This window comes from Pseudomonas mandelii, assembly GCF_024138395.1.
Taxonomy (GTDB): domain Bacteria; phylum Pseudomonadota; class Gammaproteobacteria; order Pseudomonadales; family Pseudomonadaceae; genus Aquipseudomonas; species Aquipseudomonas mandelii_E.
In genome coordinates, this window is sequence record NZ_JAMYDU010000004.1 from 140,105 (window position 1) to 166,291 (window position 26,187).

Sequence of the window (26,187 nt, forward strand, 5' to 3'; positions counted from 1 at the left end):
TACCGGAGTTAAAACTGGCATGTCAGCCTCCTTCACCACGTCTTTGACATCTGCCCAGCAGTCGATCTGGATGGGACATCAATTCGATCCGCTGAGCCCCGCCTACAACGTTGCCAGCTATATCGAAATTAGCGGCAGCATTGATCAACAGCGCCTCCAGCGCGCCTTGCAAAAGGCCGTGGACGAGATCGAAGCCTTGCGAGCTCGATTTCATGAACATGACGACGCAGGCATCAGCGGTTTGACACAAACCGTGATGGCCGAGGCGACCGTCGATCTCACTCTGTTCGACCTGACCGGCAACGGCGCCCCCAAAACCGCAGCGCGGGCCTGGATGGACAACGATGTCGCCCAACCCACCGACCTGGTGAACGGCCCTCTTTTCACCAGCGCATTGCTGCAAGTAGCGCCACAGGTCAGCTACTGGTATTTCAAGACCCACCACATCGCCATGGACGGTGTCGCGCTGTCCATGCTCTTCAAGCGAGTGGCCGAACTTTACGGACAAACTCCGGGGCAATCATCGCCTTCGCCCTTTGGCAGCCTGCGCCAAGTGCTTGAGAATGAGCAGGCCTGGTGCGCCTCGTCGGCCTTTGAAGTGGACCGTGAATTCTGGCGCCAGCACTGTCAGGACATGGGTGAAGTCACCAGTTTCAGCAGTGAAGTGGCACAGCCTTCGCACCAGGCCATTCACTATCGGCAATCACTGAACGATCAGGTCCTGGCTCGCCTGCGCGAACGGGCAGATGCCCTGGGTTCCCATTGGGTCAACCTGCTGCTCAGCGCCTTCGGGGCGTTTGTCGGGCGCAGCACCGGCTACCGTCAGGTGGTGGTCGGCCTGCCCATGATGAACCGCTTCGACACCGGCGCGGCCAACGTTCCCTGCACGCTGGCAAACGTACTGCCGCTGCGTCTGGACATCAAACCGGGCGAGAGCGTCGAACAATTGCTGGCGGCTGTCGAAGCGCAATTGACCGGCCTGCGCGCTCATCAGCGTTACCGGGCCGAGGACATTCGCCGCGACTGTAATTTACTGGGGGAAAACCGGCGCCTGACCGGCCCGCAGATCAACATTGATTTTTTCTCCGCCGCCCTCTCGTTTGGCGGTATCCCGGGCCAGGTCCACGTCCTGAGTGCAGGCCCAGCGGACGATTTCTCGCTGCTGATCCAGACCCGCCCCGACGGCAACGCGCTGAACATCATTGCGATGGCCAACCCTGCCCTTTACAGCCATGAAACCCTGCAACGGCACGTGCAACGTTTTGTCCGGTTTGTCGAGCGTTTTGCCGCAGCCAGCGACACCGCCCTCGGCTTGCTGGATGCCTACGATGAAGAAGATCCGGGTTTCGCTCAAGGCAACGCCTGTTTCGCACCTGAAGGTGATTCAAAAACGCCACCGGTCACTTTGGTCGAACGATTCGAACAGGCCGTGCAATCAACACCGGACGCCCTTGCCCTGACACTCAACGGCGAACACCTGTCTTATCGGGTGCTGAACGAGCGCGCCAATCGTCTCGCGCATTTGATCCGCAGCGAAGTCGCGCAGGTCGGTTCACAACCGATCGCCCTGTTGCTGGCCCGATCCGTCGACACCATCGTCTGCATCCTGGGTGTCTTGAAGACAGGCGCCTATTACGTACCGCTGGATCCCGACGCGCCTGCCGAGCGTATCGAGACCATCCTCGACGACACGCGTCCCGCACTGGTGATCTGCGATCAGTCCAGCCGCGACCTGCTCGCCACGGCCTGTTCCCCGGTGTTGTCCATCGACGGGCCATCAACCCTGAATCGATTGCAGGAACAAACTGCCAGCAACCTGGACCACGGACCTCGCGCAGAGGACCTGGCCTATGTCATCTACACTTCAGGCTCGACCGGTAAACCCAAAGGGGTGTGCATCACGCACCACAACGTGGTCCGGCTGTTCTCCAGCACGCACCACTGGTTCGACTATCGCAACACCGACGTCTGGTCAGGCTGCCACGGATACATCTTCGATGCGTCGGTCTGGGAGATGTGGGGGGCCTTGCTCCATGGTGCCCGCCTGGTCCTGGTTCCGGTAGAAACGACCCGCGAGCCGGAAAAACTGCTCGAATTGGTGGTCCGGGAACAGGTGACTGTCTTTGGCCAGATCCCCTCTGCGTTCTATCGCTTCATGGAAGCCGAAGCCGACCGTCCCGACCTGTCTGGTCAATTGAACCTGCGCTACCAGTGCTTCGGCGGCGAGGCACTGGATTTGAGCCGACTCAAGCCTTGGTTTGAACGGCACCCCGACAGCCGGACGACGTTGCTCAACCTGTACGGCATTACCGAAACCACCATCAATGCAACCTATCAGTTCATCACCCGCGAACAGGTACTAGCCAATAACGGCAGCCTGATCGGCACGGTTTATGACGACCTCGACATCAAAGTCCTGGACGATGCACTGCGCCCTGTGCCCGTGGGCAGTTATGGCGAGATGTATGTGCGCGGAGCCGGCCTCGCCCGTGGCTACCTGAATCGTCGCGACCTCGACGCAACACGGTTCGTCGCCGATCCCTTCGGCGCCCCCGGAGCACGCATGTACCGCAGCGGAGACGTCGCGGCACTGCTTGACGGTGGTGTGCTGGAATACATCGGCCGGGCCGACCAACAGGTCAAAGTCCGCGGTTACCGCATTGAACTGGGCGAAATAGAAACCCACCTGCGCGGCCATCCGGCGCTTTCCGATGCCATCGCACTGGTGGTCACCGATGCATCGGACGACCCTAAACTCGTCGCCCACGTCGTGCCCAATGCTTCCAGCACCTACGAGGACATTGACACCTCGGCGCTACGCGACTACCTGCGTGATCGCCTCCCGTCCTATATGGTGCCCAGCGCCATCGGCGTGCTGGAACGCCTGCCGGTGACGCTCAGCGGCAAGGTCGATCGCAAGGCCTTGCCCGCGATTGCGCTGTCGAGCTCGCGTCAGATCGAACCGGCCCGGGACGAACTGGACGAGCGTGTATTGGCGAACTGGAGCGCTCAACTGGAGATAGAGACGCTCGGTATCGACGATAACTTTTTCGACATCGGCGGCGACTCGATCAAAGCCATCCGCATCTGCCGCGACCTGGGTCTGCCAGTGACGGAACTGTTCGAACGCCCGACGCCTCGCGCTTGCGCCGACTATCTGCGTGATCACGCCGACCGTGACGGCCCCGATATTACCCGTTGGCTGCATGAGTTCGACAAGGCCGCGGGCAAAGACCGGCTCAACCTGGTCTGTGTCCCATTCGCCGGCGGAAACGCTTTTGCTTACCGCAACCTGGTCAACCAACTCTCGAACGTGTTCACGTGCGTGTCGGTCAACCTGCCGGGGCACGACATCATGCGCCCCGATGAAGCCATGCAAGACCTGGAAGCGGTGGCGGCCGGTGCGGTTCAGGAGATCCTCTCCAGGCTGAGCGGCCCGATCGTCGTCTACGGCCATTGCGCCGGCAACGCCATCGCCATTGAAATCGCCCGCCGCCTCGAACAAGGCGGGGCCGACCTGAAAGCCCTGGTCATCGGCGGCATGCTGCTGGATCAGGACCCTGTGGAAGTCCGCGCCAATGTTTCCGGCCAAAGCGGTGAAAACATCATTGATTTCCTGCGCCAGATTGGCGGGTTCAAAGAAGCCCTCGACGATGCCAGCATGGCAAGCATCGCGCGCATGACCAAACACGATGCCACGCAGACCGCTCGCTTCTTTGCTGAAGAATTGCAGGATCGACAACGCTTGCAGGCACCGATTCACGTCATCGTCGGCAACGAGGATCCACTCACGCCAGACTTCGACACGCGCTACAAGGACTGGGCGATTTACAACCCGAATGTGACGCTGTCGGTGATCGAGGGTGGCGGGCATTACTTCGTGACGGATCTGGCGGCGCCATTAGCAGACGTGCTGCGTGAGCATTACCAACACCTGAACCCTGGCACGCCACAGCGTGCGACTCGGACTCTGCGAGCGTTTCACAACCCGTTCGACGAGCTTCAGGGGAGTTTCCTCCTGCTGGCCAACGACGCAGGCCAGTTGTCGCTATGGCCTGAATTTGCACCTTCCCCAGCAGGCTGGAACAAAGTGTTCGGCCCGGCGAGCCATGCCGAGTGCCTTGGGCAGACGCAAGCCGCAGATGCGGTCATGGCGACCGAGCCGCCGCCACCAACTGATGGTCTGGACGCTCCGTATTGGCCTCTTGAGTTCGAGGCACGCTACCGCGCCAGTGGCTGGTGGACGGGTGAAACCCTTGGCGCCATCCTTACCCGGCACGCGCTGATTGACCCGCATCGGGTGGCCGTCACTGAGGGCGAGCGGCATTTGAGTTACTCGCAACTCGATACCAACGCGGATCGCATCGCCGACGGCTTCGCAACACTTGGCCTGAAAGCCGGCGACCGTGTGATCGTGCAACTGCCTAATACGATTGAGTTCATCGAAACCATTTTCGGGCTGTTTCGCCTCGGCGCGATTCCGGTATTCGCCCTGCCCTCCGACCGCCTGAGTGAGATCACTCACATCTTTGAGATTTCGGGAGCGGTCGCTTACGTCATCAAGGACCATGCGCTGGGGTTCGATTACCGCCGCATCGCCACCGACATTGCAAGCAAGGTCACGTCGCTCAAGCATGTGATCGTTGTTGGCGACGCTGAAGGCTTCATTCCTTTTGCCAAACTCTTCGGGCGCACTGCCGCCTGGCCGCAACGAAGCTCACGCGAGCCGGCGCTGATCACCTTGTCCGGTGGCAGCACTGCACTCCCCAAACTGATCCTGCGCCGACATGACGACTACCTCTATAGCTTCAAGGCCAGTGCCGAAATCTGTCAGTTGGACACCCACAGCGTCTACCTGTGTGCCCTGCCTGCCGGCCACAACTTCACCCTGAGCTCACCCGGTTTCCTCGGGGTGCTGTATGCAGGAGGTCGCGTGGTCATGACATCCGACCCGAGTGGATCGGCGGCCTTTGCCCTGATTGAGCGTGAGCGAGTCACTCTGACCTCACTGGTCCCAAGTCTCGCCCAGTCCTGGTTACACGCACCGCGCCAATACGATCTGTCGAGCTTGCGCTTGCTACAGGTCGGGGGTGCACGTCTGAGTGACGATGTGGCCGAGCGCTTGGCCGCCGCGTTCGACTGTCAGCTGCAACAGGTCTATGGCATGTCGGAAGGACTGGTCTGCTACACCGGCCTGGGAGACACGGTCGAGCATGTGTTGCAAACCCAGGGGCTCCCCATCAGCAGCGACGATGAAATCCTCATCGTCGACGAAAACGACGAGCCGGTGCCCGACGGTGTGCCCGGGCAACTGTTGGTCCGCGGGCCGTACACCATCCGCGGGTATCTGAATGCACCTGAACACAACGTCCGGGCTTTCACATCCGACGGATTTTACCGCACGGGCGATGTGGTCATGCGCCGGGAAGATGGCTACCTCGTGGTCACCGGCCGCATAAAGGATCAAGTGAACCGTGGTGGTGAAAAAATCGCCGCCGAAGAAATCGAGGGTTATTTACTGGCCCATCCGGGAGTACTGGAAGCCGCAATCGTCGGCATACCGGATGAATACCTCGGCGAGATGTCATGCGCGGTGGTGGTCTTGGCCTCTGGGGTCGACTTTGCGCCCAACACCCTCAAGTCGTTCGTTCGCCAACAAGGGGTAGCGGCCTTCAAGGTCCCGGATCAGGTTCGGCTCGTCCCGTCACTGCCCAAGACCACTCTGGGCAAGATCGATAAGAAAGTACTACGCACACAACTCAGCCAATAGCCCACCCGCTGCCCCTGGCCCCTGAACATATAAGGACTGAATCATGGCAATCCCACAGATCATGGAATACCCCGCTCCGAACGGCATTGCACTGCAACGTAAACCGCTGGACTGGACCGTCGACCCGTCCCGCGCGACACTGTTGATTCACGACATGCAGAACTATTTTGTGGCGCCCTATGCGTCGAAAGCCTTTGTTGATGCCATGGTGCAACGCATCGCGGCCATCAGGGAATGCTGCCACGCCTTGAACATCCCGGTGTATTACAGCGCCCAACCCGGCGATCAACCCAAAGACGAACGCGGTTTGCTGACCGACTTCTGGGGCCCGGGAATGCCTGAAGATGGCAACGCAAAGTCCATCGTGCCTGGGCTTGAGCCTACCCCCGAACTCGATGAAGTGCTGGTCAAGCACCGTTACAGTGCCTTCGCCAAATCCGACTTGCTCAAGCGCATGCAAAATGGCAATCGTGACCAACTGATCATCTGCGGGGTCTATGCCCACATTGGTTGCCTGATTACCGCGACTGAAGCTTTTATGTCCGATATTCAGCCATTCGTGGTGGCTGATGCCTTGGGCGATTTTTCCCTCGACCTGCATGAAATGGCAGTGCGTCACATGGCCCACTGCTCCAGCAAGATCATGTCCTGCGATGAAATGCTGGCAGAACTGGGAAAAGCGCTATGAGCAGTGGACATCCGAACTACCAGGAAGCGGATTTCTACGCCGATATCGCCGCGACTCTGCGAACCACACCCCAGTCACTCGTGGAGCTCGACTCGCCTCAGGACGCCGGACTGGATTCGGTTCGCCTGCTGATACTCAGTGAAAAATGGCAGCAACGCGGTATCACCGTGAGCTTTCTGGAACTCGCCGAACGCCAAAGCTTCGCGGCCTGGTGGCGACTCATCAGTTTGCGCACGCGCGGCCTGGAGTGCGAACGCCCATGAACCGTTTCGAAAACCAGGCCATTGTCGTGACCGGTGCTGCCCAAGGAATTGGTGCAGCCGTTACGCGTCTGTTGCTGGTAGAGGGTGCCTGGGTCTATGCCCTGGATTGCAATGCTCAGGCGTTGGCCGCTCTGGCCGACGAACAGCGCTCGCCTCGGCTGTCTGCGACAGTCGTCGACATCACTCGGCCGGACGACGTCGAGGCCGCCATTGCCAGCATTGATGCCGAACACCCGCTGGACGGTTTGGTCAACAACGCCGGCGTATTGATCCCCAAGGACATTGCGTCGACGACGACGGCCGACTGGCTGAAGACCTTCCAGGTCAACGTTCACGGCACTTTTTTTGTCTCCCAGGCGGTCGCCGTCCGCATGGCCGAACGCGGTCAGGGGGCGATCGTCACGATCGCCTCCAACGCGGGCAGCACACCGCGTGTCAACATGGGCGCCTACTGCTCGTCCAAGGCAGCGGCAGCGATGCTGACTCGTTGCATGGGACTGGAGTTCGCCTCGCGGGGGCTGCGTTGCAACGTTGTATCGCCAGGATCGACACGCACCCCAATGCTCGCGAGCCTGGCGGGGGAAGGTCCAGAAACCGACCAACGCCTGATCGAAGGCGACCCACGGCTTTATCGACTGGGCATTCCGCTGCAAAAGCTCGCTGAGCCAGGGGACATCGCGGCGGCAGTGGCCTTCCTGCTGTCTCGCGACGCGCACCACATCACCCTGCAAAACCTGGTCGTCGATGGCGGAGCCACCTTTGAGTAACCCAGCCCCTTCGCCACGTCGAGCATTGCCTGGAGACTTGAAATGTTGAACCTTGATTCGATATACGCGTCGCTATCCTGGCATCCTGGAAGCTGGCGCGACAAAGAACGCCGCCATATGCCCGACTATCAAGGGAAACAGCTCTCGACCGTGCTCAAGCAACTGTCCCGCCTTCCCGGACTGGTGGATGAAAGCGAGATTCTTCGACTGAAGCGTGCGCTGACCCGCGCCGCTGAAGGCAAGGAATTCGTGCAACTCATGGGCCAGCGTGATCAAAGCTTGAACGACGCCAGTGCGGCCAGCCTCGATCAACCCCTGAAGGCACTGGAATCGCTGAGCCGCTACCTGGCATTAATGCTCGGCCAACCCGTGCTTTCGATTGGCTCTGTCGCCGGGAGTTATGGTCGCACCCAGCCGCAAGCCACCGAGATCCTTGGCGGTGCAACGCTGGACCGCTATTTCGGTGAGATGGTCAATTGCCGGGAGGCCACGCCCTGGGCCCGACGCCCCGACCCCAATCGCCTGCTCTGGGCTTATGAGGCTTCGCAGGCTGCGATGCAGGTCCTGCGAAACAAGGCATCCGCTGTCCATACCACCCATGAATGCGCGCACTTGGAATATGAACAAGCCCTGGTGCGACGTGCACGAAACGCCAAGTTCTATGCCACCAGCGCGTCATTGCTGTGGATTGATGGTTGCAACCTGTTCAACGACAGCTGCTACGTGGAGTTTGCACGGGGCCTGGAAAACCCTATCGCCCTACGTCTGAGTGAGCCGGTCGACCCCGCTGTGTTGATCGAGGCGGTTGAGCAGCTCAATCCCGAACGGCAAACGGGGAAAATCCTCCTCATCGCCAGTGCGGGGGATGCGCCAGAAGTGTTGGGTGAAACAATCCGTGTCCTGCAGTCCCGGCGCTCACCGGTGATATGGCTGTGTGATCCGTTGAACGCACAAGACTCGCGTCGTCACACGGCAAGCCTGGCACAGAACGTCGCGCACGAATGGGATCAAACCTTGAGGCTGCACCGCACCGTTGACAGCCGATTGCATGGCATTGCATTGGAAGTGCGCAGCAGCGACTCCAATCGATTGGCCTCTGAGCCAGACGAAAACCCGGGGGCGTTCTTCGATTTTCAAAAAACGTTGCAACTGTGCAGCCACTTGGCCCATGTCTACCGGGAGTCGCCATGAAAAACCTCAAGCATGCGAGCTTTGCCAACCCCTATCCGGCGTTGACCGCGCACGAGCTCGGGGCGGCGTTGTTACCCATTCTGGAGCGACGTTTCCCGCTACTGGCGAGCGAATTCATCGGTCTGTTCAGCCATCACACCGAAGGAGTCAATAGCTCGCTGGTTGGATTGGGCAGCGAGTTTCGCCTAATTGCACTCAACGATGGCGAACGCCTGAACCTGGAGCTTCAGCACGAGAACAGCGTGTGCCTGTCACGCACCCTCGCGCTGGATCCCTCGACACTGTTCCATGAACAGCTATTCGGGGCAGTGGCCCAGTTCATCAACCAGTTGAGCCCCTGGCTCCAAGAACATCACGGCTTACCACCATCGACCGCTTTTCTGGGGGGTTGGCGCTGTGCAACCCATCCCGAGCGCCTGAACGAGCCGGTGATTTTCACGTTGCCACGGGTAATGTGCCGGATCAGCGATCAGCAACTGGATTTCAGTTGTTTCCACGAGGACATCTGGTACGCGATCGATGAAAGCCTCATCACCTTTGCGACAGACTTTACTCCGACGGCCAATCCACGGGTTACAGGACGCGAAGACATTCCCTCCTGCACCGACTATGTGGACAACCTGATCGGGCTGTTGAACGAACTGGCACCGACAACCGCCGATAAGGTCGTCATCGGTCGTGAAGTCAAGCTGACGCTGGAGCGGCCCATTGCCCCGGCGCTTTTATTGCGCCTGATAGCACCTCGCCCCAACCCGCATTACGAGTACGTATTTCGTTGGGCGGACGAGGTGGCATGGGTTGGTATTTCACCGGAAACGCTGCTACGCAAGAACGGTCGCAGCTTGGTGGTCGAGCCACTGGCAGGCACTCGCAAAGGTTCCCATGAGCACGACAAAAGTGCCCGCTACCGCCAGGAACTGATGAGCGACCTCAAGGAACTCGAAGAACATGAAACCGCTGCCGGGCTGTTCTTCGAGCAGCTCTCGACCGTCTGCGAAAGCGGGTCTTTGTCGTTGCGCGAATCACGAAGCGTGATCGACCTGGGCTATGTTCAACACCTTAAAAGCCTGATCAGCGGTACGGTAAAAACGGGCTTGAACGTATTTGACGCGCTGGCTGCGGTCTACCCGCCGGCAACGATCTGGGGCAAGCCATTGGCAGCGTGCGGTGAACGGATCCGCCGATACGAACAAATCGAGCGTGGTTTTTTCACCGGCGGCCTGGGCTACTTCACCTTGGGCGATGACGCGAATTTTGCACTGGCGATTCGCACGGCCAAGCTCACATCCACCCATATTCACGTCTATGCTGGCAGCGGTATCGTCAAGGCCAGTGACCCGTACAGGGAATGGCTGGAGACCAATAACAAAATGAAGCCCTATTTAGCTAATGAATATGTCTGGAACCTACCGTAATATGGTTGAATGCACTGTGCAGCTGCCCACTCAATACACCCATGACGTGGTGTTTCTAGACTAACGCCCACTCACAACGCGTTCATGCGTTAGATTTCATTTAATACTCGAGCATTCTTATATATGGTCACTATCGCTCTACCGGACGGCAATCTTAGAGATTTTCCAGAACCTTTGACTGTTCAACAACTGGCCCAATCCATTGGTACGGGATTAGCTGCCGCGACAATCGGCGGCAAGGTAAATGGAACGCTAGTTGACGCTAGTTATCTTCTGGAAACAGATGCCACCGTAGAGATCATTACCACTAAAAGCGCAGAAGCGCTGGAACTGGTGCGCCACTCCACTGCTCACTTGATGGCACAAGCCGTCCAACGCCTGTACCCCGGCACCCAAGTTACCATAGGGCCGGTTATCGATAACGGTTTCTATTACGACTTCGTCACCACTCGCCCGTTCACGATGGATGACCTGCCGCTGATCGAGACCGAGATGGCCACTATCGTCAAGGAGCAGCTGTCCGTGGTGCGCTCTGAAATGTCTCGCGATGAAGCGCTGGCGTTTTTCCAGAATATTGGTGAGAGCTACAAGACAGAAATCATCCATTCCATTCCGTCGAATGAGCCTCTGTCACTTTACACCCAAGGCGAATTTACTGACCTGTGCCGCGGTCCCCATGTACCAAACACCGCCAAACTGGGTGCCTTCAAACTCATGAAGGTGGCCGGAGCCTACTGGCGGGGCGACTCTAACAACATCATGCTCAGTCGTATCTATGGCACTGCCTGGACCAACGAAAAAGAGCTCAAAGCCTATTTGAATCAACTTCAAGAGGCCGAAAAACGCGATCACCGCAAACTGGCAAAACAATTCGACTTGTTCCACCAACAGGAAGAAGCGCCAGGCATGGTGTTTTGGCATCCTAAAGGCTGGTCACTGTGGCAATCGGTCGAGCAATACATGCGCCGGGTTTATCGCGATGGCGGCTACCGCGAAGTAAAGTCGCCGCAAGTGCTGGACAGCGCGCTGTGGAAAAAATCGGGGCATTGGGACAACTACAAGGAAAACATGTTTGTCACCGAGTCCGAAAACCGCCAGTACGCGCTCAAGCCGATGAACTGCCCGGGTCATATCCAGATATTCAAACATGGCTTGCGCAGCCATAGAGAGTTGCCGATTCGTTACGGCGAGTTCGGCGGCTGCCACCGTAATGAGCCGTCCGGCGCGTTGCACGGCATCATGCGCGTGCGGGCATTCACGCAAGACGATGGCCATATCTTCTGCACCGAAGAACAGATCGCGGCGGAAATCAAGGCGTTCCACTATCAGGCGCTGAAGGTGTATGCCGATTTCGGCTTTACCAATATTGCCGTGAAGATCGCGTTGCGTCCCGAACCGGGCAAACGCCTGGGCAGCGACGAAGTCTGGGACAAAGCCGAGAATCTGCTGCGATCGGCGCTGTCCGAGTGTGATGTCGAATGGGAAGAGCTGCCTGGCGAAGGCGCGTTCTACAGCCCCAAGATCGAATATCACCTGCGCGACGCCATCGGTCGTGAATGGCAAGTGGGGACAATGCAGGTTGACTACCACATGCCTGATCGCCTGGGCGCCGAATACGTTGATGAGCACTCGCAGCGACGCAAGCCGGTCATGCTGCACCGAGCGATCGTTGGATCTCTGGAGCGTTTCCTCGGCATCCTAATCGAACACCATGCCGGTCATTTCCCTCTATGGCTGGCACCGGTGCAAGCCATCGTGGTCACCGTCACCGATGCCCAAAATGATTACGCCGATCACTTGCGCAATCATCTGGTCCAACTGGGCTTCAGGGTTGAGGCTGATCTGCGTAATGAAAAAATCGGCTACAAAATTCGTGAAAGCACCTTGCAGCGCGTTCCGTATTTGCTCGTTGTCGGAGAGAGAGAGAAAGAGAACGGTACCGTCACCGTTCGCACCCGCACCGGCGAAGACTTGGGCAGCATGACAATGGACGCCTTGCACACCTACCTGCTCAACGAACAGACCACTGCCGGCTGATTGCCCGGTTCTGCCCTCGACACACCGAAGGCCATTCGCAAGAATGGCCTTTTTTTACGACCCCATGTTGGCCCTCGGTCCACCCGCCCTCCTAATGCATGACCAGACGAGCGAACTTGAATAAGGAGGACCTGTCGCCCTCCAACACAAACGACCTCTCTACCCCAGCACCAGCTCACCCGCGGCTGATGTGCGGAGCCATTCTGGCGTTCTGAGCGCTTGCGAGCTGATTGAATTCTGAAGGTCAAGGAATCGACAAACCTGAAGATGACGGCGTTGCCTGATTCAGGTGACAGATAGTCGCCTGGAAAGCGCAGATCGAATCTTACGCCCCCCAGCGGTGATGATTAGCTTCTGGTCACCGACGGGGTACTTGGCCAACGTCCGCGCTAATAGAGGGGGAGTCGTCGCAGCATAGATGATCAACCCACGCCGCAATGGCGGTTAGAGCGGGGAAACGAGGCAAAAAACCTGGGTATCGACTACCCGACCAGATACCTAGTTTTGAAATTCCACGCTTTGATACTGACTATTTATCGGATACCCGACTGATTATTTGTTTGCTATTTATTAGTTCATTTAAACAAGTAGCTAAAGTAGTGCAGATAGTAATATTTTTTCGCAAAATCGATAGCTGGATAAAATTCTCAAGACTTTGATTAAATTAGAAAATATCAAAATAACCGCGAACAGACTCGCGAAGACTATGCCTGACAAACAAGTCACTAAGTCAACCAAGAGTACTTAGCCACTTAATTTTTGAAGGTTTTCGATACGAGTTATTCTCACTTAGAAAACCTTTGCTTTTTTAGCCTTCCTTTTCATATAAATAAATAATTAATATATATAAGAAAAGGTAGCTAAAAGTAGCAGGCAAGGCTCTGCCCTGCGGGAGCAACTGAGCCCATCCTTTCGGATCCTTTCGGGCAGCCGTAAACCTAACGTCAGCTTTTCAGCCGGCCGCAGTTTCGTTCGTGCTTCAGTCCTGCGGCTAGGGTTTCGTCACGTTCATCGTTTACCTTCAAGGGCAAGGAGCATCTACCTTTCTGCACTGTGGACTTGGGCGCGGCCACCCGTCCCCCTTCGTTCAATCCCAAGCAGCTGAAATGGGCTCACAAATATCTGCAAAGGAAAGGCGAAATAGACCTGATAGATCACTCCTCAACGATCGATAAGCTCCATCAGATCGGCGAGGAGCTGGAGCGATCGAGAACAGGAGCACTGATCCTTGGCCAGATGAGGGGCGCATGGCGGCAGGCAAAATGCAAAGACTCAGATAAGGACAAGGACCGGAAGACCTATGCCTTCAAGCTCGAAATCGATGTAAAGGAAGAGCTGACGCGACTTGCCAAGAAGAAAAAGATCACTGCCGCCGACATGCTCAGCAGACTGATCTCTGCCGAGCTGGATGCTCATGCAAGGTTTGAGGAGAAGCTCAACGAAGCAAAAAAGACGCACAAAGAACTGCTGAGTGACTCCAGAAATAACACTGCCCACTACAGACAGCGCCTTGCTCAACTGTTACCCCGCGCGGAACTACACGTTTTCCCTGGTGCCGATCACAGTTTGGGCTTTACTCACGCTGCCGAGGTGACGATGTTGATCGAGAGACATCTGGCCTGCTGGTGAGCGGAACACTTGTTGCCACCGCGTCGGACTGATTGTGCGGCCCCGTGCGTTTCAAGACATCTCGGATAGCGGACAGACAACCGGAATCATATCGCTCCTAACCTCGCCGGATACTCTGCGCAAACCGCGTAGAGATGAAAAAAAAATTTAAGCGTAGCTAAAAGTGTACGAACCAACCTTGAGGCTATGACATGTGATTTCGCACCTCATTGACCACCTGCTACGGGGCGTTTTCTGCCGACTTTGACAGGCAGAAAACGGCTGTGGATTCAACCGGTCGATGCAACAGATTGGCTAAATCGCTAAGCTTGCCGTCACCAAACCTCTGAGTCGGGTGCGGCTCAGCGCTGCGAATGCGGGAACGGTTTAGGGCATATTTAGGGCAAGTTAAGGGCCGCCATAGGCCGCAGCACGCCTCAGATCGATTCATAAAACGCCGTTTTTACGACCTAGAGCGGACCAGACGGAAGCTGAAGGGGTTCGAATCCCTATCCACGCCACATACAAAATCGTGCGTGAATGACCGCATTCGATTTCAGCCCTTCGCGGCAGACAGCAATCGGCAGATCTGAATAAGGAACTGACCAAGACCGAGTCCACGCAGTAGTCATTGGTTGAGCGGTTTAACCGATAACCGATCAATCCTCATGGAGAGGCCCGCCTTACGCGGACTTTTGCCAGCGTTTTCGTATCCGCCCTGTCATGCCTTCGTCATACCCAACAAGCACAATGCGGTCAGCCAAAGGGATTTGGCCCCATCGACAGAAAGCCCGGCTAAGTCCCGGCTTTTTCGTTCCTGCGACATGCTTTTCACGAAGTGCTCACAGAACGGAGCGCAGATTGAACGGACAAAAGGATTTGACCCCATACAGAGAGCCCGCCATGCGCGGGCTTTTTGTGTGCGCCCAGCATGGGCGCAATCTTGTGGGTGAAAGTCCCGCCGTAAGCTGACCACAGCGAACGAAGTGAAGCGCAACTGCACGAGGGCGACTGAGTGTGGGGAGGAAGCGTGAATCGAAGCCATGAGCCGATGTACAAGAACCGGATAAAAGGCGCGACCGATCAGGGCGAGCGGGCACAAAACCGCGAAGCTCTTGTGGTCAAGGATCAGGTTGTGTAAATCCGGCGGTTGTGTGGTGAAGGATTGCGTTCTTACCTGGGGAGATCTCGCCTCATACCTGAAAGGGCGACGGCGCCAGCCGGAGCGAGAAGTCAGCAGAGGCCGTAGTAGTCTTTTTTTTTTGACGAAGGGCCGAACGAGAGAAAGCGTTATAGGCCATGTTGATGTGAAAGACCGGAAGTCAGATGCCCGCCAAACGCGGGGCGGATGGAGACTGCGAACGGTGAAGCCGTGAGAAGCTCCGTCAGCGACGAGGTCAATCGCCCGCAAAATGAACCCGACAACGCAGGGCAAGGGCTGCTGGAGCGGGCCTTTGCGAGAGAAAACCTGAAACGGGCATGGAAGCGGGTCAAGGCCAACAAAGGTGCAGCGGGAGTCGACGGTCTGGACATTGATCAGACCGCCGAGTACCTGCTGACCCAATGGGCGGCGATTCGTGAACAGCTTCTATCAGGTGTCTACCGGCCCAGTCCGGTACGGCGTGTGGCCATTCCCAAACCTGACGGCGGTCAACGCGAGCTGGGTATCCCAACGGTTACTGACCGTTTGATCCAACAAGCGTTACTGCAAGTCTTGCAGCCATTACTCGATCCAACTTTCAGTGACCACAGTTACGGCTTTCGTCCGGGACGCTGTGCGCAGGGCGCCGTTTTAGCGGCTCAGCGCCATGTTTCTTCAGGACGTAAAGTGGTGGTGGATGTTGATTTGGAGAAGTTCTTCGACCGGGTCGATCACGACATCTTGATGGAACGTTTGCGCAAACGGGTTACGGATCAGGCGGTCATCCGGCTGATTCGCGTCTATCTGGATGCCGGAACGCTGATCAACGGCGTGGTCGAGAAAAGCCGTTGCGGGGCGCCGCAAGGCGGCCCGCTGTCGCCGTTGCTGGCGAATATGCTGCTGGACGAAGTGGATCGCGAGCTTGAACGTCGAGGCCATTGTTTTGTGCGCTATGCCGACGATGCGAACGTGTACGTTCGCAGCCAGAAGGCGGGGCAACGGGTAATGGCTTTGCTGAGGCGTCTATATGAAAAGCTGCACTTGAGCGTCAACGAGAGCAAGAGTGCAGTGACGAGTGCGTTTGGTCGCAAGTTTCTGGGCTATGAGTTGTGGTCAGCCCGCGGCGAAGTCAAACGTGCTGCATCCTATAAGGCGCAGAAGCAGTTCAAGCAGCGAATACGCTGGTGCACCCGACGCTCGTGTGGTCGTAGCTTGCAGCAGATCGTCGATGACCTGCGTCCTTACATTTTGGGTTGGAAAGCTTACTTCGGGTTGTCGCAAACCCCAGCCGTTTGGCGTGCGTTGGACGAATGGATACGACACCGGTTGCGAGCTATCCAGCTTAAACAATGGAAGCGCGGAACAACGACGTATCGTGAGCTGCGAGCACTTGGCGCGAATAACCAGGTGGCGCAGAAGGTGGCAGGCAACACCTCCCGTTGGTGGCATAACAGTCGTCTTGATCTGAATCGCGTGCTTAATATTGCGTGGTTCGACAGACTGGGATTAGTGCGTTTCTCATAACCTCAATCTCTCGAACCGCCCGGTGCGGACCCGCATGCCGGGTGGTGTGGCAGGGGAGCAGCCTGTGAAGGCTGTCCCCTATGCCGATTGTCAGCCATTCCCCCGGCTAAGCTCCCCACTCTCTCGAATGGAGTCGAAGCTATGCCCCCCCCGAATACTCACTGCCTAATGTCCTTGAGCGCCTGTACCAAAACCAGCTCGCCTTAGAGGCGGCCGTGTTGGAGTTGACCTTAAGGGTTGAACGCCAAGGTGCGACAGATACTGGCGACAATGTCCGTGGCGCGCCTCACACGATTGTGAGAACTCCGGACACATCAAACAGGGCCTGGCCAAGCTGAGAACCCAAGACCCACACTGATCAAAACGGCCCCGATGTCCCGCCTGCAACACCCTTCTGTGCATTTGCAAATGCACTCCGGAGCCAGCACGCGCTGTTCGGCGCGAAGGATGCTCCCGTACGCCCCAGTTCGTCAGATCCAGCTCTCAAGCTATGTGTTTCTGGGTAAAATGGCATAATATGCCAATGGTCGAAAGAACCTGTTTGCCCAGAGCTGGAGCTAATGATGGCGACGCGAAACGTTGTGCTCACCCCTCACCAGGAACAGGTTATCCAGGACCTGGTGCAGTCCGGCCGTTATCAGAATGCCAGCGAAGTGATGCGCGAAGGTTTGCGTCTATTGGAACAGCGCATCGCCGAAGACACCGCCAAAATTGAGGCCCTGCGTCAGGCCACCTCGATCGGCATCATGGACCTTGAGCACGGGCGCTTTACTCAGCTGAACGAAGGAGATCTGGAGCACTACCTCGAGGGCTTGAGCCTTGAGGCCACCCTCCCCGCGCGTGAAAAACACTGAGCATGCCGCCGTATCGGATTTCCAACGCGGCGCGCGCCGACATTGTCGACGTCCTCAGGCTCTCGCAGACGCAGTTCGGCGATCAAGCACGTCAGCGCTATCAGGCGCTGATCCTCGCGGCGCTGCAAGCTCTTGCCGGTACGCCTTATCGGATTGGCAGCCACGAACGCGACGAGCTGGCACCGGGCCTTCGCAGCTATCACCTCAGCTATTCACGCCAGCAGGCCAAACAGCCCCATGGAATGGTTAAAAGCCCACGCCATATCGTGTTCTATCGTGTGGCAAACGACCACGTGATTGAGGTCGTCAGACTCCTTCATGACGCCATGGAAGTGCAGTTGCACTTGCCTAATGACTGATCACCAACCTGCCCCCAAGGCTTAACGGGTCATCAACAGCGAAGGTCAGGCGCCCGCCTCTACATCGCAACCTGAGCGCCCTCGCTGTCAGCCGACTCGGCGGCCAATTGAAGCGGGAGGTTGTGGTCCGACCGGACTATCGAGACCCACGACCAGAAACACGATGTTCAACATTGCGTGCCACTTTCAATGCTGAACAACCGCTTCTTAGGCGTTTTCCGTGGCCAGGCGCCTGGCATTACGCTCCAGCCGCCGATAGACACGCGGATCGATGCCCCTAGCGACTAGTGCCCTCGCAAAATCACGCAGAGCACGAGCATCTCGTAAGCTAATTTCAGGATAGGTACCGAGAGAAATACGGGGTTGCTTATCCGCCCAGGAAAAGCGGAAGTGCCAGCACTTGGCGCCTTTCGTATTCACGAAAAGGGCGAGGCCGTTGTAATCAGGGAGGGTGTAGTCCTTGGCACGGGGTTTGGCGTGCCGGACCGCGGTATTGGTAAGAACCATCGTACAATCTCCGTCTCGTTTGAACAGAGGAGATTTGTACGGTTTCCAGAGAGGCGAGTCCCACGAAAAAGTGATCTACCAAGCGCCGGATTAATGTACTAAAAAATGTACTAAGAAAACGTGGATGGTAGTGTTTTCGAGTGGAGCTTACTGGAACGAAAAAAGAGGCCGAAGCCTCTTTTTTAAGTCTCTACAGATCTCAATAGAAACCCGTAGAACAATAATTGGAGCGGGAAACGAGACTCGCATCTGGCGTCCGACCCATTGAAATCTAAGGGGTTTCTTTTCTTGCCGAAGCCGGAAAAGACTCAATTCTGGACTTGTTTTCGGGGTGTTTCAAGAGCGAAAAAGGGGTAATTCTAAGCAAGGCTATTGGATTCTACCCATAGCCAATGGACGAATGATCATCAAGCTGGCAGTGTCATTTTCACAGGATCAATAGGGTATGAGCCCCCCGAAAAGACGTCCCAACCTCCCACGCTCACCAGTCAACTCACAACCGACGAATATCGGCCACCGCAGGCAACTCTTCGGGCCGGTAGACCATGAGCAGATGTTCTGGAGCCCTCTCCCGCTCAGGATCGATGGCCGCTCGGAAGGATTGGATTAAATACTTGGCGATAGGGGCGCGGACGTTAAAAACCGTTGCTGCAGTACCCCCCATGTATTCCTCACGGACCATACGGGCCTGCTCGGCCGACAGATCCCTGTGTGGCACCAGACGCACTGCAACTATCCTGTGCCAATCTACGTCTCGATCCAGCCCTGGGAGGACGGCGTCTTCAGATGCACTTACCGCCGAAATTCGGCCAAGATTTAGATCGCAGAATGCCTCGGCTTTCGAACAGTACGCCCGGATGTGCCACCGCGGTCCCGTTTGAATAAGCGAGTGCGGGCGAATTACTCGTTCATGTGCTTCAGGATTACTCATGGAGCGATAGAGCACTCTGATGCAGCGTCCTAGCCGCATTGCACGGTGAATCTGAGCGAACAGCGGGTGCCGGATCGATGTGGCATCGACCTGAATGCTCTCAACCGCCACACCTGCGGATACTGCATCTAGGCTTCCAATCGCTCCGATGAGTCTCTGGTACTCATCGAAAGTGCCACGGGTGAGTGTAGGACGTAGGCTCCAAGAACCCACATAGCTCTTGCTACCACTATCGGGCTCGCAAGCATCCGGATACTCTGCCCGAAACCCCGCAATGTCCCGGCTGGCCAACGTCTCGTGGATGTTGAACAGGTCAAGCAGTCGGGAGCGCGAAACGCGCCCTTCCCAGAGGAGCAGAATCTCGATAGCTTCAAAGCGCTCCTTTGGAGCAGAGTTGCGACGGGTCATATCCGGAAACCAATGAGAACATTTAGAGCCATAGCATAGATGTAGCAATAGACCTATGCTGCGGTTATCCGAGTAAATCAAACCGGGGCATTGGAAATGGAAGCCAGCACGCCACCGCTTTTTGAGCGCCTACCCAAGGACCTATTCCGGCCCTTAGCAGCGACCAACAATCTACGTTATTGGGATCTTCTATGCCGACTAATGATAGAAATGTGGGGGGATGGCGGACGCTCTCCCGGTGAAGAAGCTCCCAAAACAACAGTAATTCGCGCCATTGAGTCCTTCCTGGTGGCGGACGATCCATGGGAGGACGTGGAAAGTCCTATCACTATCCGCGCCCACGGCATCTTCAACTTTTTCTGCGAGAGCGGATGGCTCAGCCAACGTCGCCGTGGTGTCATCGATCACGTCACGGTGCGGCCAGTCGTCGCCCAATTTTTCACAGTTCTGACCGAATTTGCTCACCACAAGCCCGAGTTCCTTGGTGGCAAGGTTCGATCGATCTTCCTCAACTTACGCGAGGTCTCTGCCGGGAAGGCTCCCGAACTCTATCCCGAGGCTGCCCGGCAGGCCAAGCAGTGCATGGCGCACATCATCAACACCAGCTGCCGCGTTCAGGACTTGATGGACGTACTCGTGACCAAGACCACGGCTAGTGAGTTCGTTCGAGGCTTCTTTGAGGAATACATCGAGAAAGTTTTCATTGCGGATTACAGCGACTTCCGCACCAATAACCATCCACTGCAGTACCGATCGGACATCGTCAGCCTGACACTCCAGTTCCAGCACGATGCCAATCTGCGCCAATCCTTGATCACGTGGTATACCGAGAAGCAGGCAGATGGTGACCTCCTGCGAGCAGAGGCCTTGTACGAGCGGGACACCCGTTTGCTTCTGCGATTACGCGATGTCGAGGAGCACCTGCATCGGCTGGATGAAGAGATTCGCGTGGCGCATCAGCGCGCCATGGCATTCTTCGAGTACAAGCTACGATCACCGGGCAACTTCGACAAGCTGATCGACCAGGCCATCAGTGCCGCGAAGGTATTGGAGGAAGGCCATATTGCATTACCTGGCATCGCAGGGATCTATCACGCGTCCGAGTTTGGTTTAGCCAAGCCCCGCACACCGCTGCGAGAGCACGTATCGACCACGGTCGCAGAGATCGTCCCGACCATCGAGGAGCTCGCCAAGGAAGCACTCCGGCAGCGGATGAACGCTGATCGCAACGTCACGCCCTTGAAACTGGCCCAATACGTGGCGCGGCATTTAGGCGACCAAAGCGCAATCCGCTCGGATGAGTTGAATATCGATTCGATCCTTGATCTCTGCTGCTATCAGCGACTGCTGCTGATTGCCTCACGCAACGGTTGTCCTCAGGGCAAACGCAAGTCGGATCCCCACCTGCAGATGGTTCCGGGTATGTACGTCACATTCGTGCCCGAAACCAATACGAGGAATGAATACATGGAGCATCAACAGTTCGTGATTCGAGTGGGGAGGAAGTGATGGTCAGCTGGGAGCGATTGTCAGAACAGACGCAAGGTGAGTACGTGGTCGCCGACTTCGAGAAAGCGGCCTATCGGCTAATCGTGGAGCAAGTGCTATATGCCAGCGACCGTTTTAGCCGTGTGTCGTATCACTTGATAGTCAAGCATTTCACGGCATACCGAGACGTCTTGTCCAAGTTGGGCATGAGCCTGATACACAATCATCACCATTCCTATGTAGCCGCTATTCCAACCCACCAGGTTGCCGAGAAAATGCGCCTTAGCGAAACCCGTCTGGCGCTGGTGCTACGCCGCCTCTACGACGACCGGATGCAGTCGGCGGAGATCACTGACGGCGAGGCCTATATCTTCCTCGAAGAACTGGAACGCGCCTACAAGGAGTGGCTCGGTCGGGAGCTTCCCGAGCGGGGTGATCTGCGCGAACTGGCCGTTGCCCTAAGACGCTATGGACTGGTGCGAGTGCTGGACTCCGAAGACGGACAGCCCTTCAAGATTGCGATTCGTCCTGGAATCGCTGACGTGTTGGGGGAAAGCGCATTGCATCAGTTGGCCGCGCATGCGCCAGAACTGGATGAGGAGAACGACATTGAAGTTGCTTGAGAACATCGCCCTGGTCCAGTTTTTCCTTTACGAGGCAAAGGACCTGGAGACCGGCATCAACACCGCCTTTCTGGGCCCCAACGGTACCGGCAAGTCCGCCCTGCTGGATGCGATCCAAGTGGTCATGCTTGCGGCCGACGGCAACCGCACGCACTTCAATGCGGCTAGCGAAGGCAAGAAGCGCTCCCGTACGCTGCGGGACTACTGTCTCGGGTCATACATTCCAGGCGGTAGCTCCTACGCCCGAACGTCCGCAAACACGTATGTGGACCTAGTGTTTCGCGATGCCAAGACCGGAGTCCCCTTCACTGCTGGGGTTTCCCTCAGTGCTCACATTGACGATCCGAAGGCGGAGGTTAACGGCCTCTACATCTTGCCTGGCGTCGCAATGACTGCGAAGCACCACCTGCAAACTGAAGGTCAGCGTGAGACGGTAATGCCGTGGCGTGCTTTTCAACACATGGCGACCGATCTTTGTCGGCTCGAGGCGAAGACCGTGCCGGTGTTCACCCAGAACCGCGACGATTTCGTCCGACGTCTTCTAATCGATCACTTGGCGGGGCCCGGCGACAAGCCGAATTCGCAGTCTCTTCGTGCCGCCTTTGCACGCTCGCTCAAGCTCAATGAGGACATCACTGATTTGAGCGAGACGCTGCGGCAACACCTGATTGAGCCCATGCCTACGGGGGTAAAAGAGTTTCGGGCTCGCCTGGACGAGGTCCGCGACCTGCGCGACCTCATCACACGACTTAAGGAACGCATCGATCGTGCGACCGTGGTTGCCGAAAAATACGGGGTAGTCAAACGCGAGCGCACATCCGACGCAAATCTGGCAGTACTCAAGCACACTTACTCCACCGAGCGGCTGGGCGAAACTTTGGACTCTGCCGAGGTGGAAGTAGAGAAACTGGCTGAAGATATTGAGCGGGCGAAGCTGGAGTTGGGTCGGTCCGAGGCCGAATTAACACTGGCCAGCGAGACACGAGACCGGGTGATTGCCGAACTCAACCGCGATCCCGATTTTCGCAAACAAGCTGGCCATGCCGAGAATCTGAAGCAACTGGAATCAACGCTTGAACAGAGGCAAGCTCAACTTCGATTGCAGTTCCTCGCTATGTTGGCCGCGCTGAGTGCAGCCACCGACTTGCCAGGCATGGAAGCCCACCGTGGCGCATTCGAAGAGGCGGCTGCGCAGGTGCAAGACCTGGAGCATATACGCGATGACGGCAGGGTCCCTCCAGCAGTTGCGATTCAGGTTACCCTTCGCTCCATGGCTCAGGCCTACGATGTGGTACGCCGCGCGGTAGCGGAGGCCGAAGTAGAGCATAAGCTGGCGACTGAAAAACGCCGCGAGGCGATGATCGCCCGTGAACGTGCCAGTCGCGGACTTATGTCTCTACATCAGTCCACGATGCAATTGATGGGTGTGCTCTCCGATGCGGGTATCGACGTTACTCCCGTTTGCGACTTGGTAACTGTTTCGGACCCCAGCTGGCAGCCCGCCATCGAGTCCTGGCTGGGCCGGCACATTGAGGCCTTGCTAGTTCCTGCTGAGAAGGAGCTTGATGCAATTGCCATCTATCGCAGCAAGGCAGCCAGCGGCATTTACGGCGTAAAGTTGGCCCTACCGTCCCGTACCCGTGAATGGCGTGCTATGGGCAATGAGCAATATGCGGCGGAGCTAATCCAGGGCAAGAGCACAGAGGCAGTGCAATACCTGCAGGGCGAGCTTGGCCGTACGGTGCTGGCCGAATCGAATGAGCAGCTTCGTGCTGGCGCCAAGGCGATTTCCAAGGAAGGCATGGCCAGTTCGGGCGGCGGCATAGAACGCCGGCGCCTCCCGGGTGCAGGCGAGCTACGGCTCGGCCGCACTGATAGTGGCGCGATGCGCCAACGGGCCGAACAGGATCTCCAGGTGGTAGAAGATCGACTAAGAATAACGACTGCTGCCGTAGACTGGCTGTTGGCTGGTCAGCAAAAGCTGGCGCCGTTCGCGGACGCAGCGGTGCTGCAGGGCACCCTCGAGAGCCAGTTTTTGGTCGTAGCCCAAACGGCTGGTGCGGCCACGAATCTGAGGTCTGCGCTCGAAAGCACACAGACTGATTCCCTGGCCGGATTGCAGGCGAGGAAAGCAGCGGCTGACAGCAACGCGGTCAACGCCCGAGAAAAGGAATTGCAGTGGACTAGGGAGGTTACCCGTCTCGGAGAGAAGCTGACGCATACAAACACCCAAGTGACGGGTCTGCAACAGCAACTGGAAGTCGAATCGCTACGGGAGCGAGAATGTCGTCAGAACACGCTCTACAACGCGAACGAAGTGGAGCGCCACCGCGCCAGACTGGACGAACGCCACAGGGATAATTGGGCCCAGAAGCTGTCCAGTCTGGACCGTGCACTCCAGCAGGCGCGCTCGGCAGCCGATAACGCGGACCGTGATGCATGGTATTTGTTTGCTAACTACACTCGGGATTACAACCTTCAAAACATCGACGTCAGCAGTGGCGACTGGTTAGGCGCATTCGAATTCATCTTGGCCGAACGGCAGCGACTGCAGGACTTGGAGTTGGCCGAGCAGGAGGAAAAAGCCGAAGAGGCTTACCAGGCGGCAGTGAAGGTGTTCCGCACAGACGTGGCACAGACACTGCTCACAGGGTTCGATCGCATTCAAGAACAGATTGACGGCCTCACATCGGTACTGAAGTCAGCACCAGCATTCTCAAACAACGAACGATATGAGTTCAAGTACAAGGTGGTTGACGAACACCGCAGCCTTTATGACTTTCTTCGCCGAGTGCGAACACAGGGTAGCTCAGAAGAGGACCTCTTTGGAGGGTCTGGAGATATCCCGGAGGAGTTCCGCATGCTGGTAGAAGGAGACAGCAGCTCACCCCTGTTGCACGAAACCAGCCCACTCAATGACCACCGCCGATTCTTCAGCTACGACATTGAGGTCTTCCAAGATGGCACCTCAGTCGGATGGCTCAGTAAGCGCTTCGGGCCAGCATCTGGCGGTGAGCACCGGACTCCGGTCTACCTTATTTTCGGAGCTGCACTCGCGGCCGCTTACGGCAAGTCTAAGGGAAGTACAGCGGGCGGCGGGATCATGTTGTTGGATGAAGCATTCGAGAAAATGGATCCGCAAAACGTCCGAGCAACGGTCCAATATCTCAATGCGCTGGGCCTGCAACTAATCATGGCAGGGCCCGAATCCGACCAGGCCAAGTTGTCGTCGTTCCTGAGCATCTATTACGACATGTCCCGTTTCGGATCGCGGAACGTGCAGTTCAAGAAGAATGTAGTGCTCGACGGCGCCCGTGACCTGCTACAGAGCGACAATTTCTTCGTCAACCCCAACCTGCTACAGCAGGAAATTGATCGTCTTGCCGAGGCCGACAATGTCACTGGCTGACTCTGCACTTGATCGACTCCTCTTGCGGGGCGAGCGTTCGCGGCTGAGCGGAAATACCCGAGTCCTTCGCGAGTCATTCAAGTCCTCTCTCTCGCCGTACTGGCAACAGAGCCTGGACGAGCGCGACCGGATGCACGCTTACATGCAAGCAGCCTCATCAGCGGGCGCGATCAGGCTCGAATGGGCCCGACAGGGTGGAGAGGACCGCCCCCTTGATGCAGTCGTGCTCAAGGACCTCGACAGGCTGGCGGCGTACCTGGGCCGCTCCACCGTAAATGCGTCCGTTGCTCAAGCGGGGAACGTCCTTGCACCATGGAGCATGAACGGTCGGGTGGAAGAGTTGCTCGATTGTTGGAGGCGCCTTAAACAGGTGCGATCACTCGGGCCAAACTCCGCTGCAGACTTTGCTGACGCCTTGCGCGTTCTCGACGCCATGGCCGTCGCGAGTGAGGACCGCGTCGTACGCCAGCTCAGTGTCCAGTTGTTCCGTGACTCCAAGCGTATTGAAGCGCTATGCAAGCATCTGGATCTACTCACGTCCGAAGCGCTGAATGCGCCGGCAAGGCACTGGAGTGAAGTCTTCGGCGCTATCGGACTTTCCAAAGAGCCGCAGCCGTTTCTGGTCTCAGGCATCGGAGCGCTCAGACTCGCCGACGGTATTGATTGCCCGATCGTCCGTCCATTCGTGGGAGTGGCAAACACAGCGGTACATGGTTATTCAGGTACTCCAGCGTGGCTGCTATCGATCGAAAACCTGACCACCTTCCACCAGGCCGCCCGCGCACTTGGCGATACACGGCAAGGAATTGTCATCTACACCGCAGGTATGCCTTCGCCCAGTTGGGGCAGAGCCTATTCCCAAATACTTTCGTCACTCCCGACTGATGCTAGCGTTTACCACTGGGGCGATCACGACGAGGGCGGATTCCGGATTGCAGCACGGGTGGCGCAGTTTGCAGCAGCAGTCGAGCGCCATCTCAAACCGTGGTCCATGGACGCATCACAATGGAGGAAAAGCGGCGAACCAGCCAAGTCTGACCAGCATCGCTCTATGGTCAAGAGCGCAGAGCGAGCAGGATGGATAGAGCTAGCCTCGCGGATAAGCCCAGTGCTGTTTGAGCAGGAAGGCCAAACACTTCTTTTACCCCTTTGAGAATTTGCGAGTCTTCCGCAGGTGCTGGATTAATGCATGAGCGAGACACTG

17 protein-coding genes and 1 pseudogene are annotated in these 26,187 nt (G+C 57.1%); 16 read left to right on the forward strand and 2 right to left on the reverse strand.

The features are described from left to right. The first annotated feature begins 19 nt into the window (after nt 1–19). The 12 genes and pseudogenes from NHU87_RS09135 to NHU87_RS09190 all read left to right on the forward strand — a co-directional run bounded on the left by NHU87_RS09135 (nt 20) and on the right by NHU87_RS09190 (nt 17,617). A complete protein-coding gene (locus NHU87_RS09135) occupies nt 20–5,770 on the forward strand; it encodes a non-ribosomal peptide synthetase (RefSeq protein ID WP_301271396.1) in 5,751 nt (1,916 codons plus the stop codon). A gap of 43 nt (nt 5,771–5,813) precedes the next feature. Then, entirely contained in the window at nt 5,814–6,458 is a 645-nt protein-coding gene (locus NHU87_RS09140; RefSeq protein WP_253547619.1) for an isochorismatase family protein, read from the forward strand. Next, nucleotides 6,455–6,721, forward strand: coding sequence for a hypothetical protein (locus tag NHU87_RS09145; protein WP_253547621.1), 267 nt, complete (start codon nt 6,455–6,457; stop codon nt 6,719–6,721). The genes NHU87_RS09140 and NHU87_RS09145 overlap by 4 nt, the downstream gene beginning before the upstream one ends. Next, a complete protein-coding gene (locus tag NHU87_RS09150; RefSeq protein ID WP_253547623.1) occupies nt 6,718–7,488 on the forward strand; it encodes an SDR family oxidoreductase in 771 nt (256 codons plus the stop codon). Before NHU87_RS09145 ends, NHU87_RS09150 begins: the two co-directional genes overlap by 4 nt. 42 nt (nt 7,489–7,530) lie before the next feature. Continuing rightward, nucleotides 7,531–8,679: a 3-deoxy-7-phosphoheptulonate synthase gene (locus NHU87_RS09155; RefSeq protein WP_301271397.1), complete on the forward strand. Its 1,149-nt coding sequence runs from the start codon at nt 7,531–7,533 to the stop codon at nt 8,677–8,679. Next, nucleotides 8,676–10,094 carry a chorismate-binding protein gene (locus NHU87_RS09160; RefSeq protein WP_253547627.1) on the forward strand — a complete coding sequence of 473 codons (1,419 nt, stop codon included), beginning with the start codon at nt 8,676–8,678 and terminating at the stop codon, nt 10,092–10,094. The genes NHU87_RS09155 and NHU87_RS09160 overlap by 4 nt, the downstream gene beginning before the upstream one ends. 123 nt (nt 10,095–10,217) lie before the next feature. After that, nucleotides 10,218–12,131, forward strand: coding sequence for a threonine--tRNA ligase (thrS, locus tag NHU87_RS09165; RefSeq protein ID WP_253547629.1), 1,914 nt, complete (start codon nt 10,218–10,220; stop codon nt 12,129–12,131). A gap of 1,059 nt (nt 12,132–13,190) precedes the next feature. Next, entirely contained in the window at nt 13,191–13,760 is a 570-nt protein-coding gene (locus NHU87_RS09170) for an alpha/beta fold hydrolase (RefSeq protein ID WP_253547631.1), read from the forward strand. Nucleotides 13,761–15,087: 1,327 nt separating this feature from the next. Further along, on the forward strand, nt 15,088–16,404 hold the full coding sequence (gene ltrA, locus NHU87_RS09175) for a group II intron reverse transcriptase/maturase (protein WP_253547633.1): 1,317 nt from the start codon (nt 15,088–15,090) through the stop codon (nt 16,402–16,404). Nucleotides 16,405–16,565: 161 nt separating this feature from the next. Then, a pseudogene (locus NHU87_RS09180) lies at nt 16,566–16,762 on the forward strand (hypothetical protein). Nucleotides 16,763–16,967: 205 nt separating this feature from the next. Then, on the forward strand, nt 16,968–17,258 hold the full coding sequence (locus NHU87_RS09185; RefSeq protein ID WP_087092263.1) for a type II toxin-antitoxin system ParD family antitoxin: 291 nt from the start codon (nt 16,968–16,970) through the stop codon (nt 17,256–17,258). A gap of 2 nt (nt 17,259–17,260) precedes the next feature. After that, complete coding sequence (locus tag NHU87_RS09190) at nt 17,261–17,617, forward strand: type II toxin-antitoxin system RelE/ParE family toxin (protein WP_253547635.1); 357 nt, start codon at nt 17,261–17,263, stop codon at nt 17,615–17,617. Nucleotides 17,618–17,824: 207 nt separating this feature from the next. Here the strand turns inward: NHU87_RS09190 and NHU87_RS09195 are convergent, their stop codons facing one another. Both NHU87_RS09195 and NHU87_RS09200 read right to left on the reverse strand, forming a co-directional pair. Beyond that, a complete protein-coding gene (locus tag NHU87_RS09195) occupies nt 17,825–18,124 on the reverse strand; it encodes an Arm DNA-binding domain-containing protein (RefSeq protein ID WP_253547637.1) in 300 nt (99 codons plus the stop codon). Between the two features lie 493 nt (nt 18,125–18,617). Beyond that, nucleotides 18,618–19,463: a WYL domain-containing protein gene (locus tag NHU87_RS09200; protein ID WP_253547639.1), complete on the reverse strand. Its 846-nt coding sequence runs from the start codon at nt 19,461–19,463 to the stop codon at nt 18,618–18,620. A gap of 96 nt (nt 19,464–19,559) precedes the next feature. Between NHU87_RS09200 and NHU87_RS09205 the strand changes: the two genes are divergently transcribed. Genes NHU87_RS09205 through NHU87_RS09220 form a run of 4 tightly spaced genes read left to right on the forward strand, consistent with a single transcriptional unit; the run spans nt 19,560 to nt 26,136 of the window. Continuing rightward, a complete protein-coding gene (locus NHU87_RS09205) occupies nt 19,560–20,972 on the forward strand; it encodes a Wadjet anti-phage system protein JetA family protein (RefSeq protein ID WP_253547641.1) in 1,413 nt (470 codons plus the stop codon). Next, nucleotides 20,972–21,574: a DUF4194 domain-containing protein gene (locus tag NHU87_RS09210; RefSeq protein WP_253547643.1), complete on the forward strand. Its 603-nt coding sequence runs from the start codon at nt 20,972–20,974 to the stop codon at nt 21,572–21,574. Before NHU87_RS09205 ends, NHU87_RS09210 begins: the two co-directional genes overlap by 1 nt. Then, complete coding sequence (locus tag NHU87_RS09215) at nt 21,561–24,983, forward strand: SbcC/MukB-like Walker B domain-containing protein (protein WP_253547645.1); 3,423 nt, start codon at nt 21,561–21,563, stop codon at nt 24,981–24,983. The genes NHU87_RS09210 and NHU87_RS09215 overlap by 14 nt, the downstream gene beginning before the upstream one ends. Then, nucleotides 24,970–26,136 carry a Wadjet anti-phage system protein JetD domain-containing protein gene (locus NHU87_RS09220; RefSeq protein WP_253547647.1) on the forward strand — a complete coding sequence of 389 codons (1,167 nt, stop codon included), beginning with the start codon at nt 24,970–24,972 and terminating at the stop codon, nt 26,134–26,136. The genes NHU87_RS09215 and NHU87_RS09220 overlap by 14 nt, the downstream gene beginning before the upstream one ends. The last annotated feature ends 51 nt before the right edge of the window (nt 26,137–26,187 follow it).